Raw genomic sequence first — 14669 nt, 5'->3', positions numbered from 1 at the left:
CATGTTCCCGCTGGAGGTGGCGATGCTGCCCGGGGAGGAACTGCCGCTGCGCATCTTCGAACCGCGCTATTCGGCAATGGTTTCGGACTGTCTGGCCGGTGAACCCGAGTTCGGGGTGGTGCTGATCGAGGCCGGCCGCGAGGTCGGCGGCGGAGACGTGCGCAGCGATGTCGGCGCGCTGGCACGCATCGTCGAGCACGCCGATCTGGGCGGCGGCAAGTACCGGCTGCGTTGCATCCTGGGCGAGCGGATCCGGGTGGCGCGGTGGCTGGACGACGCGCCGTATCCGCGCGCCGAGATCGTGCCGTGGCCCGACGAGGACGGGCCGTCGGTCACCGGTGCGGATATCACCGCCGTGGAGGATGCCGTGATGGCGTTGTTCGAGCGGATCGCCACCGCGCGCGATGCCGAATTGCCGCCGCGGGAGGTACTGCTCGGTGGTCCCGAGCCGGGTCAACACCCCGGAGATCGGTTGTATGCGTTGGCCGCCCGCATCCCGATCGGTCAGGCCGACCGCTACGCGGTGCTGGCCGCACCCCATGCGGCGGCGCGGCTGGCGGCCCTGCGCGAGGCGGTGGAGACGGTCGCGGCCATGGTCGAGTTCCAGCTGTCGGAGTAGCTAGTCCGGCTTGGGCAGCGGGTTGTGCTTGAGCTCGTCGGTGACGATGTTCTCGCGGACGTTCTGCTCGCGGTAGGCCAGCTGCCCGACGCGGTTGGCCACCACCGGCGCGGTGATGAGGGTGAACAGCCCGGCCAGCACGACCATGCCGACATCGGGATGTCCGCTCAACTGGACGGCAGCCCCGGCCAGCACCAGCAGCAGGCCCAACACCTGCGGCTTGCTCGCGGCGTGCATGCGTGTCAACGTGTCCGGGAATCGCACCACACCGATGGCGGCGGTCAGTGCCAATGCCGATCCGCCGAGCACCAGGACGGCGGTGATGATGTCGACGACGGTCATCGTGCCCTCCGATCATCGGGGTCGCGGTCGGGGACGCGGAAGCGCGCCACGCTCACCGACCCCACGAAGCTGATCAACGCCAGCGCGGTGAGGCTGTAGGTGACGGTGCTGTCCCGGCTGAACGCGGCCCAGGTCCCGATACCGCACATCGACACCGCGACAAAGGCATCCAGCGCCACCAGCCGGTCGAGCGTGCTGGGCCCGGCCAGCAGCCGGTAGATCGTGATGGCGGCGGCGGCCGACAACATGACCGCCGCGGTGATCCACACCAGGTGCATCAGGCGTCCTCCTTCTCGGCAGACGGCCGCCAGTCGGTCTCCCGCTCGAACGCCGCGACCATCAGCCGTTCCACGATTTCGACCTGCCGGTAGAAGCTCTCGACGGCCTTCTCCGAGCCGACGTCGAGCACATGCAGATAGATGAGTCTGCGCTTCTGGTCGATCTCCAGCACCACCGATCCCGGGATCAGCGTCAGCACACCGACCGCCAGGGACAGCACCAGATCGGACTTGATGGCCAGATGGGCGCGCAGCACCGCGGTGGCCGGCGGCGGGCCGGGCTTGATGGCCAGCCAGGCCACCTGATACGACGACACGACCAGCTTCACCGCCACATAGCCGATCAGCCGCAGCAGCGCGAGCGGGCGGACGCGGCCCTCGACGGGTACCGGAGGCAGCGGGAGCAGCAGCGTGATGATCAGTGCGACGACCAGACCGCCGACGATATTGGCTGCAGAGAACGTGCCCCACAACAGGATCCACACCAGTGCCAGCCAGCACAGCGTCCAGATGCGCAGCGTGATCCTCCTCATCGTGCTCCTCGGATCTTCGCGCGGGCGCTCATCGCAACACCGCCGAGATGTATTGGCCGCGGTCGAGTATCTGCTCGGCGGCCCGCTCGCTGTAGGCGTAGATGGGGCCGGCGAACACCGTGAGCGCCAGGCCCACCGCGATCAGGGCGCCGGTGGGTAGCAGCATCCCTATCGGCATCCGCCCGACATCGTTGCGGTCGGCGAACGCGATGTCGTCGTCATCGTCGATCAGGGCCGCCGGAACGGTGTTGGACAGCGCACCGTCGGGGGCGTCGGCGCGGGCCCGCCAGAACGCCTTGGTCCACACCCGGGTCACCGCGTACAGCGTCAGCAGGCTGGTCACCACGCCGCCGCCCACCAGCACCCAGGCCAGCGAGGTCCCCGACTGGGCACCGGCTTCCAGCAGCGCGACCTTGCCGATGAAACCGGAGAACGGCGGGATACCACCGAGATTGAGCGCCGGGACCACGAAGATGAACGCCAGCAGCGGACTGGCCGCGGCCAGTCCGCCCAGACGCTGCAGCGTCGAGGCGCCGGCCTGCCGCTCGATCAGACCCACCACCAGGAACAGGGTCGTCTGCACGACGATGTGGTGCGCCACGTAGTAGACGGCACCGGACATGCCCAGGTGGTTGCCCAGCGCGATGCCGAACACCATGTAGCCGATATGGCTGACCAGGGTGAAGGACAGCAGCCGCTTGATGTCGTTCTGCGCGATCGCGCCCAGGATGCCGATCACCATCGTCAGCAGCGCGGCGATCATCAGCACGTTGTCCAGCTTGCCGCCCGGGAACATCAGGGAGTGCGCCCGGATGATGGCGTATACACCGACCTTGGTGAGCAGGCCGGCGAACACCGCGGTCACCGGTGCGGGCGCGGTCGGGTAGGAGTCGGGCAGCCAGGCCGACAGCGGGAACACCGCCGCCTTGATGCCGAAGGCCACCAACAGCACCGCGAACAGCGCGGTGCGGGTGCCGTCGGGAACATCGGAGAGCCGCACCGCGACCTCGGCCATGTTGAGGGTGCCGGTGGCCGCGTACACCAGCGCGATACCGATCAAAAAGATCAGCGACGAGACCATGGACACCATGACGTAGGCGATTCCCGCCCGCACACGCTCGGCGCTGCCGCCGATGGTGAGCAGCACGAAGCTGGCGGCCAGCAGGACCTCGAACCCGACGAAGAGGTTGAACAGATCACCGGCCAGGAAGGCGGTGCAGACGCCCGCGGACAGGATCAGATACGTCGGCTGGAAGATCGAGACCGGTTGGCGTTCGTCACCGTCGCTGATGCCCTGCCCGATGGCGTAGAAGACCACCGCCAGCAGCACGATCGACGACACCACCAGCATCAGCACCGAAAGCCGGTCGGCCACCAGGGTGATACCGAGCGGGCCCATGCCGGGTTCGCTCTGGCCCCAGCCGCCGACCTGGACGGCCACCGTGCCGTCGCGGTCCACCAGATACAGCAGCACCGCACACACCGCGACGACCGCGGACAGCGCGGTCAGCGAGATCAGTTGCTGGATGCGGGGACTGCGGCCGGCGACCATGGTCACGGCGGCGGCGATGGTCGGAATCAGCACCGGTAACGGCGTGAGGATCTGTGCGACGGCCATCAGCGCGACCCCTCCGCACCGGGAAGCGCGTCGAGTTCGTCGGGCGCGTCGGTGTCGCGCGACGGCACGATATCGGGGATGTCGCGGTCGACGACATCCTCGTCGGCGCGTTCGGCCACCCTGGTGTCCTCGGGATCGTTGCTGACTTCCTCGACGGTGGTCAGCTGATAGGACCGGTAGGCCAGGGCCAGCACGAACGCCGCGACGCCCATGGCGATGACGATGGCGGTCAGGATCATGCCTTGGGCCAACGGATCTGCCGTGGACGTGGCATCACTGCTGCCCCGGCCGTAGATCGGCGGCTTACCGGACGGGCCGCCGACGTTCAGCAGCAACAGATTGACGGCGTTGCCGATGAGCAACAGTCCCAACAGCATTCGGGTCAGGGTGCGTTCCAGCAGCAGATACACACCTGCGCTGGTCAGTCCGCCGATCAGGACCAGGGGAACGAGGTAGGTGATCATGATCGGGCCATCTCCACATCGACGCGGGCACCCAGGCTGCGCAGGATGTCGAGCACCAGGCCGACCACGATCAGATACACACCGAGGTCGAAGAACAGGGCGGTGACGAGCTTGATATCGCCCAGGATGGGCACCTCCAGATGCAGGACCGCCGAGGACAGCACCGGGGCGCCGAGGAACAGCGAGGTGACCGCGGTCCCGGCCGACAGTGCCAGTCCGGTGCCGAGCACCTTGCCGGCGTCCAGGGGCAGCGTCTCGCCGAGTTCGTACCGGCCGCCGGCCAGATATCGCAGCACCAGCGCCAGGCCGGCGGTCAGGCCGCCGGCAAAACCGCCGCCGGGGGTGTTGTGCCCGGCGAAGAACAGATACGCCGAGAGCACCATGATGAGCGGGAAGATGATCCGGGTGGCCACCTCGAGCACCAGCGAGCGGTGTCGCGGATCGCGCAGTTCGCTGCCGCGCAACCAGGTCACGTCGCCGACTGCGGGGCTGTAGGCCCCGATCAACCCGATATCGGGCTGGCCGACGGTGCTCGGTTTGGCCTGCGACACCCGCGGGGCCGACCCGAATCGCCGGTTACGGAACACCATCGACGCGACACCGGTCGCGGCGACGACCAGCACCGAGATCTCACCCATGGTGTCCCAGGCGCGGATGTCGACCAACAGCACGTTGACGGTGTTGGCCCCGTGCCCGCGCAGATACGCGGCATCCGGGAGCAGTTCGGCAATGGGTCGGGTGTCGCGCGCGGCCATCGCGAACACCGCCAGGGCGGTGACGGCCGTCCCGACCGCCAGCGACAGCGCCGCCCGCGGCAGCCGGCTGCGGTTGACGTTGGAGCGGTCGGCCTCGGCGGGCAGTGTCCGCAGCACCAGCACGAAGATCACCAGAAGCAGTGTCTCGACCAGGAATTGGGTCAGCGCCAGATCGGGAGCGCCGTGGAAGGCGAAGATGACACCGCAGCCGTACCCGGTCACCCCGACCAACAGCACGGCGGCCAACCGGTTGCGCATCACCGTCGACCCGAGTGCGGCGGCCAGGATCACCAGGCCGACGACGACCTGCAGCGGCGAATCCCACAGCGCGAGTTCGGGCCGGTTGCGCGCGCCGAACACCAACGCGGCCACCGGAAGCAGCACCAGCGTGCACAGGATCACCGACTGGGTGGTCGGCAGCGAGCCGCGCTGGGTCTGCGCGGTCAACCGCACCGCCAGGACGTCCAGGCCGCGCATGACCTCGTCGTAGATCCGGTCGGCATTGCCCAACGGGGTGTAGCGGGTCTTGGCGCGCGGCAACCGGGCGCGGCCGAAGAACACCGCCGTGCCGGCCGCCAGGATCAGCACCGACAGCAGCAGCGGCAATCCCAGACCGTGCCACAACGCCAGGTAGTAGTTCGAGCCACCGGGGATGGTCGCGGCGTAATCGTCGAGCACCGCGTCCAGTCCGGACGGCCACAATCCGAACAGCAGACCGGCGGCCGCCAGGATCGCCGGTGGCAGCATGAAGTTGATCGGCGGGCGGTGCAGCTCGGCGACCCGGACGCTGGGTTCGGTGGTGCCCTTGTCGGCGAACGCACCCCACAGGAAACGCAGGCTGTAGATGGTGGTGAACACCGAACCGATGACGATGCCGGCCAGGACCGCCGGGGCGTAGGGACCGAGCACCTCACTGTGCAGGACCGTCTCCAGATCGGCTTCCTTGGCGATGAACCCGAAGAACGGTGGCAGCGCGGCCATGCTGGCCGTCGCGCCGATCGCGATGACCAGCAGCGGCCGGTGTGCCCGGCCCAGCCCGGCGAGTTTGCGGATGTCGCGGGTGCCGGTGGCGTGGTCGATGATGCCGACCACCATGAACAGGGCGGCCTTGAACATCGCGTGCGCGCACAACATGGCCAACCCGGCCAGCATCATGTCGGGACCACCGGTGCCGACCATGATGGTGATCAAGCCCAGTTGGCTCACGGTGCCGAACGCCAGGATGAGTTTGAGGTCGTATTCGCGGACCGCGCGCCAGCCGGCCAGCAGCATGGTCAACAGCCCGAGCCCGACCACCATCGGCCGCCAGAACGCGGTGTCGGCGAAGCCAGGTGTCAACCGGGCCACCAGATAGACGCCGGCCTTCACCATGGCCGCGGCGTGCAGATAGGCGCTGACCGGTGTCGGCGCCGCCATCGCGCCGGGCAGCCAGAAGTGCAGAGGCACGATGGCGGACTTGGACAGCGCGCCGATGAGGATCAGCGCGATACCGACGCTGGCGGCCGCTCCCGTCGGCGGCGCAGCGATGAGCTCCGACAACAGATAGGTGCCCGACATCTCGCCGAGCACGATGATGCCGACCAGCATGGCCAGCCCACCGAAGGTCGTCACCAGCAGTGCCTGGGTGGCGGCGCGGCGGCTGGTGGCGCGCTCGGCATAGTGCCCGACCAGCAGGAACGACAGCACTGTCGTCGTCTCCCAGAAGACGTAGAGCAACAGCATGTTGTCGCTGACCACCAGGCCGAACATCGCGCCCGAGAACGCCACGAGTTCGGCGGCGAAGCTCGGTAGCCGTTTCTCTATCCGGCCCTCGTGATGGTGAAAGTACTCGCCGCAGTAGAACAGCACCAGCGCACCGATGGCCAGCACCAGCACGCTCATGATCGCGGCCAGCGAATCGAATCGCAGCGTGATGTCCATCGACAGTTCCGGGACATACGGGATGTGCACCGTTGGGGTGCGATCGGCGCTCGGCCAGTTCAGTCCCACCCAGGCCAGCGATCCCAACGGAACCAGCGCCAGCGGATAGAAGGCGAGGCGGCCCCAGCGGGCGACGAGCAGCGGCGCCACCGCGGTCGCGATGGCATGGGCGAGCAGGACGACGAGCATGGCACTCCGATCGGGTTGGGTCGGGGTGTCAAAGACCGATGAGCACTCACTGGGAGCGCGACGGTGGGTATGACCGGTGGTACGAACCCAGTCTACGTGGGCGGTTTTGGCTTCATCGAACCGGCGAATCCGAAGCCACCGGTGATTACCGGTTCGCGGCGAAATCCCGCAGGGACGCCACCTGCGCCGGGTCCAGCGACGGCCGCACGTTCTCACGCGCCGCGGCGACATCGGCCGCGGTGACATCGGCGGCATCGATGGAGCGTCGCATCGCCGTCAACGCCGACTCCCGCAGCAGCGCGACGCAATCCGCGGCGCTGTACCCGTCCAACTCATCGGCCAGGGCGTCCAGATCGACCTCGGGCGACAGCGGTATCGACTTGCCCGCGGTCCGCAGGATGTCGCGGCGCGCCTCGGCGTCGGGTGGCTCGACGAACACCAGCCGTTCCAGCCGGCCCGGCCGCAGCAGTGCCGGGTCGATCAGGTCAGGACGGTTGGTGGCGCCGAGCACCACGACGTCGCGCAACGGCTCGATACCGTCCAGTTCGGTCAGCAGCGCGGCGACCACCCGATCGGTCACCCCGGAGTCATGACTTTGCCCGCGGCGCGGTGCCAGCGCGTCGATCTCGTCGAGGAAGACCAGCGACGGCGCGGAATCGCGTGCCCGGCGGAACAATTCGCGCACCGCCTTCTCCGAGGAGCCGACCCACTTGTCCATCAGTTCGGCGCCCTTGACGGCGTGCACACTCAGCCGGCCCGAACTGGCCAGGGCACGCACCACGAAGGTCTTGCCGCAGCCCGGCGGGCCGTACAGCAGCACCCCGCGCGGTGGCTGCACACCGAGGCGGGCGAAGGTGTCCGGATGCTGCAGCGGCCACAGCACGGCCTCGGTCAGCGCCTGCTTGGTGGCCACCATGTCGCCGACGTCGTCGAGGGTGACCGAGCCGACCGCGACCTCCTCGGTGGCCGACCGCGACAGCGGCCGGATGACCGACAGGGCCCCGGTGAAATCGTCCTGGGTCAGCGCCGGAGGTTGCCCGTCGGCACTGGCCCGGGCGGCGGCACGCAACGCGGCCTCGCGCACCAGGGCCGCCAGGTCGGCGACCACGAACCCCGGGGTGCGCTCGGCGACCTTCTCCAGGTCGAGATCGACGGCGGGAACGCCGCGCAGCAGCACTTCCAGCAGCGCCTTGCGGGTGGCACCGTCGGGCAGGCTCAGCCCGAGTTCGCGGTCGCACAGATCCGGTGCCCGCAGCCGGGTGTCGACGTTGTCCGGGACCGCCGATGTCGCGATGAAGGCGACACCCTTGGTGGCCACCGCGTTACGCAGCTCGGCGATGATCAGCGTGGCGACCGGTTCGGCGACCGACGGCAGCAGCGCATCGATATCGGTGATCAGCAGGACGCCGCCGGCTCGCACCTCGGCCGTCGCCGAGCTGACACAGGCCAGCCGGTCCTCGGCCTGCAGGGCCCCGATCTCGGGGCCGTCCAATTCGACGAGGTTGCGCTCGGCGCACACCGCCCGCACCAGGGTGGCCTTTCCGACGCCCGCGGGCCCGGACACCAGCACGCCGAGATGCGCTGTCGCGCCCAGGCTTTCCAGCAGTTCGGGTTGATCGAGCGCCAGCTTGAGCCACTCGGCCAGTTTGTCCGCCTGCTTGTGGGCGCCCTTCAGATCGTCCAGCGCCACCGCGGGCGTGCTGGGCCGCTCGGCCCGTGCGGGGGCTCCGGCGGTGCCCTCCATGACCCCGTCGACGATGCCGTCACCCCAGTTGACGCTCGAATTCGGTTGCACGCTCACCGGTCCGGCGGGATCGACGCCCGTGACGGTCAGCAGTTCCGAGGTCCAGGTGATGCCCACCGACGTGGTCAGGGCGGTGCTCGCCGCCGAGGTGGAGGTGCCCGGCCCCAGATCCCGGGGGAGCAGCGACACCGTGTCGCCGACGGTCATCACCTTGCCCAGCAGGGCCATCCGCAGCGTGGCCGGTGACACCGACTGGGTGGCCAACCGTGATCCGGTGAGCGTGACGGCACGGGCCCCCTGCACGATCACCGGCGCGACCACCACGGTCGCGCTCTCGCGCAGCCCGGCGTTGGACAGCGTGACATCGTCGAGCAAGGCGGTGCCGGCCGGTGTGCCCGCGGGTGCGATACCGACCACCGCGGCGGTGGTCCGGGCGCCCAGCAGCGATACCGCATCCCATTCCCGGATGCCGAGCGCGGCAATGGCCTCCGGATGCAGTCGCACCACCCCACGGCGGCTGTCCAGGGCCGAGGTGTTCAGCCGGGCGGTCAATCGCAGATGGGTCAGCGGGTTCTCGTCGTAGCTCTCGAGTTCGGTCATTTGCGGCCCGGCGGCTTACGCAGACCCAGACGCGAGACCGAGCGCCGGTGCGGCTGCTGAGTGCGGCGGATGGCGCGCCGGGTGGCCCGCTGCTGCCGGGGTTTGTCGTTCCAGGACTCCGGGTGCGCGGCGACCCAGCGCTTGCTGCGCACGGCGAACGGGATGTGGATGACATAGGCCACGATGATCGCCAGGATCACCAGGTAACCCTCGAGAATGGCGGCCGCGACCAGGATGGCCAGCAGCGCCAGCAGTGGCGCGACCATATTCGGCGGCACCTTGAACGTGTGCACCTTGCGCATCGGTATGGAGCTCACCGTCAGCAGCGAGACACCGATCATCCACAGCGACACCGCCCACTCGGAGGTCCACCAACCGTGCCCGAACTCCATCATCAAGGCGATCGGACCGATTGCCCCGATGGCGCCGGCCGGGGCCGGCATGCCCATGAAGTATTCCTTCTCGTAGGCGGGCAGATCGACGTCGAGCATGGCGTTGAACCGGGCCAGCCGCAGCACGATGCACACCGCGTACAGCAGCACCACGATCCAGCCGATGCGGGAGTGCTCCAGCAGCGTGGCATACACGATGAAGGCCGGGGCGACGCCGAAGTTCACCGCGTCGGCCAGCGAATCGATCTCTTCGCCCATCTTGGACGTGGCATTGAGCATGCGTGCCGCGCGCCCGTCCAATGCGTCGAGGATCGCCGCCGCCGCCAGCAGCGCCATCGCCTCGGTGGGCCGGCCGTCGAGCGCGAACTTGACCGCCGACAGCCCCAGACAGACCGCGGCGACGGTCAAGGCGCTGGGCAGGATGCGCAGGCTCACCGCCGGCGTCTTGATCCGCGCCTTGATCACGGCAGCTCGGCCAGTATCGTCTCGCCGCCGATGGCGCGCTGGCCGGCCTCGACCAGGATCCGCGAACCCTGCGGGAAATAGGTGTCCAGCCGGGAGCCGAACCGGATCAGTCCGTACGTCTCACCCAGTTCCAGCTTGTCGCCGGTGCGCGCGGTGCACACGATGCGCCGGGCGATCAGGCCGGCGATCTGCACGGCCACGATGTCGACACCGTCGGGGGTGCGGATCCACAGGCTGTTGCGCTCGTTGTCCTCGCTGGCGGTGTCCTTGTCGGCGGACAGGAACCGCCCGGGCCGGTGCACCACGCCCATCACCTCACCGGCCACCGGCGCGCGCTGCACATGGGCGTCGAAGATGGACAGGAAGATGCTGATCCGCGACATCGGGGCGTCGCCCAGACCCAGTTCGGCCGGCGGCACCGCGGTGTCCAGCAGCGTCACCAGGCCGTCTGCGGGCGCCACCACCGCGCCGGGCCTGCTCGGGGCGACGCGCGGCGGGTGCCGGAAGAACAGGGCGCAGAAACTGGCAACGCCAAGGCCGGTGTTGCGCAACCAGCGGCGGTTGCGGCCGGCGGCCGCCACACCGAGGCCGCCCGCGATGAACGGGAGGCCGGCCGGATGCAGCGGCGGAACGGTGGAACGGACCAATTCGATGAAGCGTTGTGCTTCCGAGCTGGGGTCATCGGGTGAGCGCGCAGGTCTGGCCATGTTGGCTCCCGATTCTACGTAAGCGGTCAGCCCGCTGACAGGTCCCACACGTCGAGCTGGGATCCGGCGGGCAGCTTGTCGACATCCGGCGGGATGTCCAGCAGGCAATTCGCCGACGCCAGCCAGCGCAGGTGGTGCGACGCCGGCGGACCGTAACTGGTGACGGTGGTCCCGGCCAACACCCCGCGGCGGAACTGCCGTTTGCCGAGGGGGGAGTTCAGGTCCTCGGTCAGGGTGGCGGTGATCCGGGGACGGTCGGCGATCAGTCCCATCGCCGCGCGCAGCGGTCCGCGCAGGAACACCTCGAAGGACACCAGCGAACTGACCGGATTGCCGGGCAGCGTGACGATGGGAACCCCCGCGACCCGGCCGGCGCCCTGCGGCATACCGGGCTGCATGGCCACCTTGGTGAACTCGACGGTGCCGCCGAGGCTCTCTTTGACCACCTCGTAGGCGCCGGCGCTGACCCCGCCGGTGGTGATGACGAGGTCGGCCTGCCCGGCATGCGACTCCAACGCCGCACGGAACGCGGCGACATCATCGCCGACCATGGTCGAGGCGACCACCTGCGCGCCGGCATCGCGGACGGCGGCGGCGAGCATCACCGCATTGGATTCATAGATCTGGCCGGGCAGCAGCGGCTGTCCGGGCGCGACCAGTTCCGACCCGGTCGACATCACCAGCACCCGCACCGGCGGCAGGACGCTGACCTCCGGCAGGCCCAGCGCGGCGACCAGTCCGAGCGCCGCCGGTGTGAGGCGCTGACCGGTGCGCAGCACGGTGGTGCCTGCGGCGACGTCCTCACCGGCACGGCGGATGTGCTGGCCCTCCCGGGTCGCCGCGCGGATCTGCACCTGCTCGGCAGTGCGGGTGAAATCGGCGTCGGTGGCCTCGACGGGGACGACGCTCGTGGCGCCCGGCGGCAGCGGCGCACCGGTCATGATGCGCTGTGCCGTGCCGGGACGCAGGGGTTGGATATCGGTGCGTCCGGCCGGGATGTCGTCGACGACGGGCAGCGTCACCGGGTGCTCGGCCGAGGCCGAGGCGATATCGGCGGCCAGCACCGCGAAACCGTCCATCGCCGAGTTGTCGAAGCCCGGCAGTGACAACGCCGCGGTCACATCGGCGGCCAGCACCAGGCCCAACGCGTCACCCGGCGCGACCGCCACGGGTTCACGCGCCGCGATCAGGCCCGCGATGACCTGCTGGTGTTCGGAGACCGAGCGCATCAGACCGGGAACGTCACGCCGGTCAGTTCCTCCGACACCGCCCACAACCGGCGCTGGATGGACTGATCATGGGACTGGGCGCTCGAGCTGACCAGATGCGGGTGCCCGACGATCCCCATCGACCGGACCGGGAAGGCCGGACCGTAGTACTGCCCGCCGCGGACGGCCGGGTCGGTTGCGGCCCGCAGCGTTGCCAGGGCACCGACCAGTGGGGAGTTGGTCACCAGGTTGGCCAGCGTGTTGTAGCCGGGCAGTCCCGTTCCCGGGGTGTGGCGCATCAGTTCGGTGTTCGACACCCCGGGGTGCGCGGCGACCGACAGCGCGGACTTGCCGGTCAGCCTGCGGTCCAACTCGTAGGTGAACATCAGGTTGGCGAGTTTGGACTGGCCATAGGCGGCGACCCGGTTGTAGCTGCGCTCCCACTGCAGATCGTCGAAATGGATCTTGGCCTGGTTGCGGTGGGCGATGCTGGCCACCGTCACCACCCGGGAATTCGGCACCGCCAGAACGTTTTCCAGCAGCAGCCCGGTGAGTGCGAAATGGCCGAGGTGATTGGTGCCGAACTGCAGCTCGAATCCGTCGGCGGTGACCTGCTTGGGCGGGTACATCACGCCGGCGTTGTTGATCAGCAGATCGATGCGCGGATGACCGGACTTGAGTTGGTCGGCCGCGGTGCGCACCGAATCCAACGAGCCGAGGTCGAGGGCGACGACCTCGACCTGCGCCTGCGGGCTCGCGGCCCGGATCTTGCCTGCCGCGGCCTCGCCCTTGGCGGTGTCGCGGACCGCGATGACCACGTGTGCACCGCGTTCGGCGAGTACACGGGCCGTCTCATAGCCCAGCCCGGTGTTGGCACCCGTCACGATCGCGGTGCGGCCGGACTGGTCGGGAACGTTCGCTTCGGTCCATTTCTGGCTCATGACTAGAACATACGGCGGCCGGAGGCCATGCTCGAGACATGGGTGCCCGCGTACTGATGGCCGATCCTGCGCATCCACCCAGTAGAAGTGCACCGCTGGTGTGGGCGCTGGGTGCCGCGATTCCCTGGTCGGCCGTCGGTGTCGGGCAGATCGCCTGGTTCGTGCTGGACGGCAGGATGCCGTGGCTGCACCTGACGGTGGCGGTGGCCACCATGGTGGCCGCGCTGGTGTCGATCGTGGTGGTGCCGATCTGGCGCTACCGGGTGCACCGCTGGGAGATCGGCAGGCAGGCGGTGTACACCCGCACCGGGTGGCTGGTGCAGCAGCGCCGTATCGCCCCGATCTCGCGGGTGCAGACCGTCGACACCTACCGCGGACCGTTGGACCGGTTGTTCGGCCTGGCGAATGTCACGGTGACGACGGCATCCTCGGCCGGTGCGGTGCGCATCGTGGCGCTGGATGCCGCGGTGGCCGATCAGGTGGTCGCCCAGCTGACCGATATCGCCGCCCTCGGCGGGCACGACGCCACATGAGTGAGGTGGTCTGGCAACGGCTTTCCCCGCGCATGCTGGTGGTCCACCCGATACACGAGGTGCTCAATCAGATCCCGTTGCTCATCGGTGCGGTCGTGCTGGGCTCCACCACCCAGAACCCGCTGTGGTCGCTGCTCGGCGTCGGTCTCATCGTGGCGTTCGGGTTGGCCCGCTGGTTCACCACCACCTACCGCATCGACGACGAGGAGGTCTCGTTGCGCAGCGGGGTGCTGCAACGCAACGAACTCTCGGTGCCGCGCAACCGGATTCGTTCGGTGCACACCGAGGCCCGGCTGTTGCACCGGCTGCTGGGGTTGACCGTGCTGAGGGTCAGCACCGGCCAGGAGGCCAAGGGCGAGAACGAGTTCCGCCTCGACGCGGTGCGCTCCGAACAGGTCGCCCAGCTGCGCGCCACGCTGCTGGGCGAATCGGCGCAACCCGATCCGGGGCTTGCGCTGGCCCGGTGGCAGCCGTCGTGGCTGCGCTACAGCCCGCTGAGCCTGTCCGGCTTGGTGGCCGTCGGCGCGCTGATCGGCATGGTCTATCAGGCCGGATTCGCAGACCGTCTGCAGGCCTGGATGGTGGTGGCCCTTCTTGTGGTGTCGGTGCCGCTGGCGGTGGCACGGTCCCTGCTGACCTACGGCAACCTGGTGCTGACCCGGCACACCGACACGGTCGGCCTGTCTCACGGGCTGGTCCGGGTGCGCGAGTACACCTACGATCTGCGCCGACTGCGCGGCGGCACCTTGATCGAGCCGCTGCTGGTGCGTGTCGTGGGCGGGGCGCGGCTGGATGCCGTGATGACCGGTGTGTCCGGGGCGGGGGAGTCCTCGCTGCTGTTGCCGCCCTGCCCGGCGGCGACGGCTCGGGACGTGCTGGCGCAGCTCACCGGACGCGCGGATGTGGTCACGGGTCCGCTGGTGTCACACGGGCCCGCCGCGACCCGGCGGCGGTGGGTGCGGGCGATGGCGTTGCCGGTGGTCGCGGCGGTCGTATTGCCGTTCCTCGCGGTGCCGGGCTGGGTCTGGGTGCTGTGGGCGTTGCTGACCGGGGTGTGCGTCGTGCTGGCGGTGGATCGGGTACGCGCACTGGGGCATCGGGTGGACGCGGACTGGTTGGTGACGCGTGCCGGCAGTGTCGAGCGCCGGCGCGACTGCGTGCAGACTGCGGGGATCATCGGCTGGACGGTGCGCCAGACCTGGTTCCAGCGCCGGGCGAACGTCGCGACACTGGTGGCGGCCACCGCCGCGGGAACCAAACGCTATGTGCTGATCGATGTCCCGGCCGACTGGGCGTGGTCGGTGGCGGCGACGGCATCGGTGTGGGTGGCCGACAGTGAGTGGTACGCCTAATCTCGCTTC

The 14669-nt window shown here is 69.2% G+C and carries 14 protein-coding genes; 3 read left to right on the top strand and 11 right to left on the bottom strand.

What is annotated here, in order from left to right; all coding sequences use genetic code 11:
• Window position 1: 1 nt before the first annotated feature.
• Window positions 2-619, top strand: coding sequence for an LON peptidase substrate-binding domain-containing protein (locus ACWDUN_RS22320; protein WP_449932222.1), 618 nt, complete (start codon window positions 2-4; stop codon window positions 617-619).
• Here the strand turns inward: ACWDUN_RS22320 and mnhG are convergent, their stop codons facing one another.
• The 11 genes from mnhG to ACWDUN_RS22265 form a co-directional block, all read right to left on the bottom strand.
• A complete protein-coding gene (gene mnhG / locus ACWDUN_RS22315; RefSeq protein WP_449932184.1) occupies window positions 620-961 on the bottom strand; it encodes a monovalent cation/H(+) antiporter subunit G in 342 nt (113 codons plus the stop codon).
• Window positions 958-1239, bottom strand: coding sequence for a monovalent cation/H+ antiporter complex subunit F (locus ACWDUN_RS22310; RefSeq protein WP_449932183.1), 282 nt, complete (start codon window positions 1237-1239; stop codon window positions 958-960). Before ACWDUN_RS22310 ends, mnhG begins: the two co-directional genes overlap by 4 nt.
• Window positions 1239-1772: a Na+/H+ antiporter subunit E gene (locus ACWDUN_RS22305; RefSeq protein WP_449932182.1), complete on the bottom strand. Its 534-nt coding sequence runs from the start codon at window positions 1770-1772 to the stop codon at window positions 1239-1241. The genes ACWDUN_RS22310 and ACWDUN_RS22305 overlap by 1 nt, the downstream gene beginning before the upstream one ends.
• A gap of 28 nt (window positions 1773-1800) precedes the next feature.
• Window positions 1801-3390, bottom strand: a complete 1590-nt coding sequence (locus tag ACWDUN_RS22300; RefSeq protein WP_449932181.1) for a Na+/H+ antiporter subunit D — start codon at window positions 3388-3390, stop codon at window positions 1801-1803.
• Window positions 3390-3854 (bottom strand): Na(+)/H(+) antiporter subunit C, encoded by a 465-nt coding sequence (locus ACWDUN_RS22295; protein ID WP_449932180.1) that lies wholly within the window; start codon window positions 3852-3854, stop codon window positions 3390-3392. Before ACWDUN_RS22295 ends, ACWDUN_RS22300 begins: the two co-directional genes overlap by 1 nt.
• Complete coding sequence (locus ACWDUN_RS22290; RefSeq protein ID WP_449932179.1) at window positions 3851-6718, bottom strand: Na+/H+ antiporter subunit A; 2868 nt, start codon at window positions 6716-6718, stop codon at window positions 3851-3853. The genes ACWDUN_RS22295 and ACWDUN_RS22290 overlap by 4 nt, the downstream gene beginning before the upstream one ends.
• 145 nt (window positions 6719-6863) lie before the next feature.
• Window positions 6864-9062, bottom strand: a complete 2199-nt coding sequence (locus ACWDUN_RS22285) for an AAA family ATPase (protein ID WP_449932178.1) — start codon at window positions 9060-9062, stop codon at window positions 6864-6866.
• The gene (pssA, locus tag ACWDUN_RS22280) at window positions 9059-9919 is read right to left on the bottom strand and encodes a CDP-diacylglycerol--serine O-phosphatidyltransferase (protein WP_449932177.1); all 861 of its coding nucleotides are present in this window, start codon (window positions 9917-9919) and stop codon (window positions 9059-9061) included. Before pssA ends, ACWDUN_RS22285 begins: the two co-directional genes overlap by 4 nt.
• Window positions 9916-10626, bottom strand: coding sequence for a phosphatidylserine decarboxylase (locus tag ACWDUN_RS22275; RefSeq protein ID WP_449932176.1), 711 nt, complete (start codon window positions 10624-10626; stop codon window positions 9916-9918). Before ACWDUN_RS22275 ends, pssA begins: the two co-directional genes overlap by 4 nt.
• Before the next feature lie 26 nt (window positions 10627-10652).
• Complete coding sequence (gene moeA / locus ACWDUN_RS22270) at window positions 10653-11855, bottom strand: molybdopterin molybdotransferase MoeA (RefSeq protein WP_449932175.1); 1203 nt, start codon at window positions 11853-11855, stop codon at window positions 10653-10655.
• Window positions 11855-12775: an SDR family NAD(P)-dependent oxidoreductase gene (locus ACWDUN_RS22265; RefSeq protein ID WP_449932174.1), complete on the bottom strand. Its 921-nt coding sequence runs from the start codon at window positions 12773-12775 to the stop codon at window positions 11855-11857. Before ACWDUN_RS22265 ends, moeA begins: the two co-directional genes overlap by 1 nt.
• A gap of 38 nt (window positions 12776-12813) precedes the next feature.
• On the opposite strand from ACWDUN_RS22265, the gene ACWDUN_RS22260 reads away from it, so the two are divergent.
• Both ACWDUN_RS22260 and ACWDUN_RS22255 read left to right on the top strand, forming a co-directional pair.
• Window positions 12814-13308, top strand: a complete 495-nt coding sequence (locus ACWDUN_RS22260) for a PH domain-containing protein (RefSeq protein ID WP_449932173.1) — start codon at window positions 12814-12816, stop codon at window positions 13306-13308.
• The gene (locus ACWDUN_RS22255; RefSeq protein ID WP_449932172.1) at window positions 13305-14660 is read left to right on the top strand and encodes a PH domain-containing protein; all 1356 of its coding nucleotides are present in this window, start codon (window positions 13305-13307) and stop codon (window positions 14658-14660) included. The genes ACWDUN_RS22260 and ACWDUN_RS22255 overlap by 4 nt, the downstream gene beginning before the upstream one ends.
• Window positions 14661-14669: the final 9 nt, after the last annotated feature.

This window comes from Mycobacterium sp. NPDC003323, assembly GCF_053589535.1.
The sequence above is the reverse complement of the archived record's forward strand: the minus strand, read 5'-3'. Positions and strand labels throughout refer to the sequence as shown.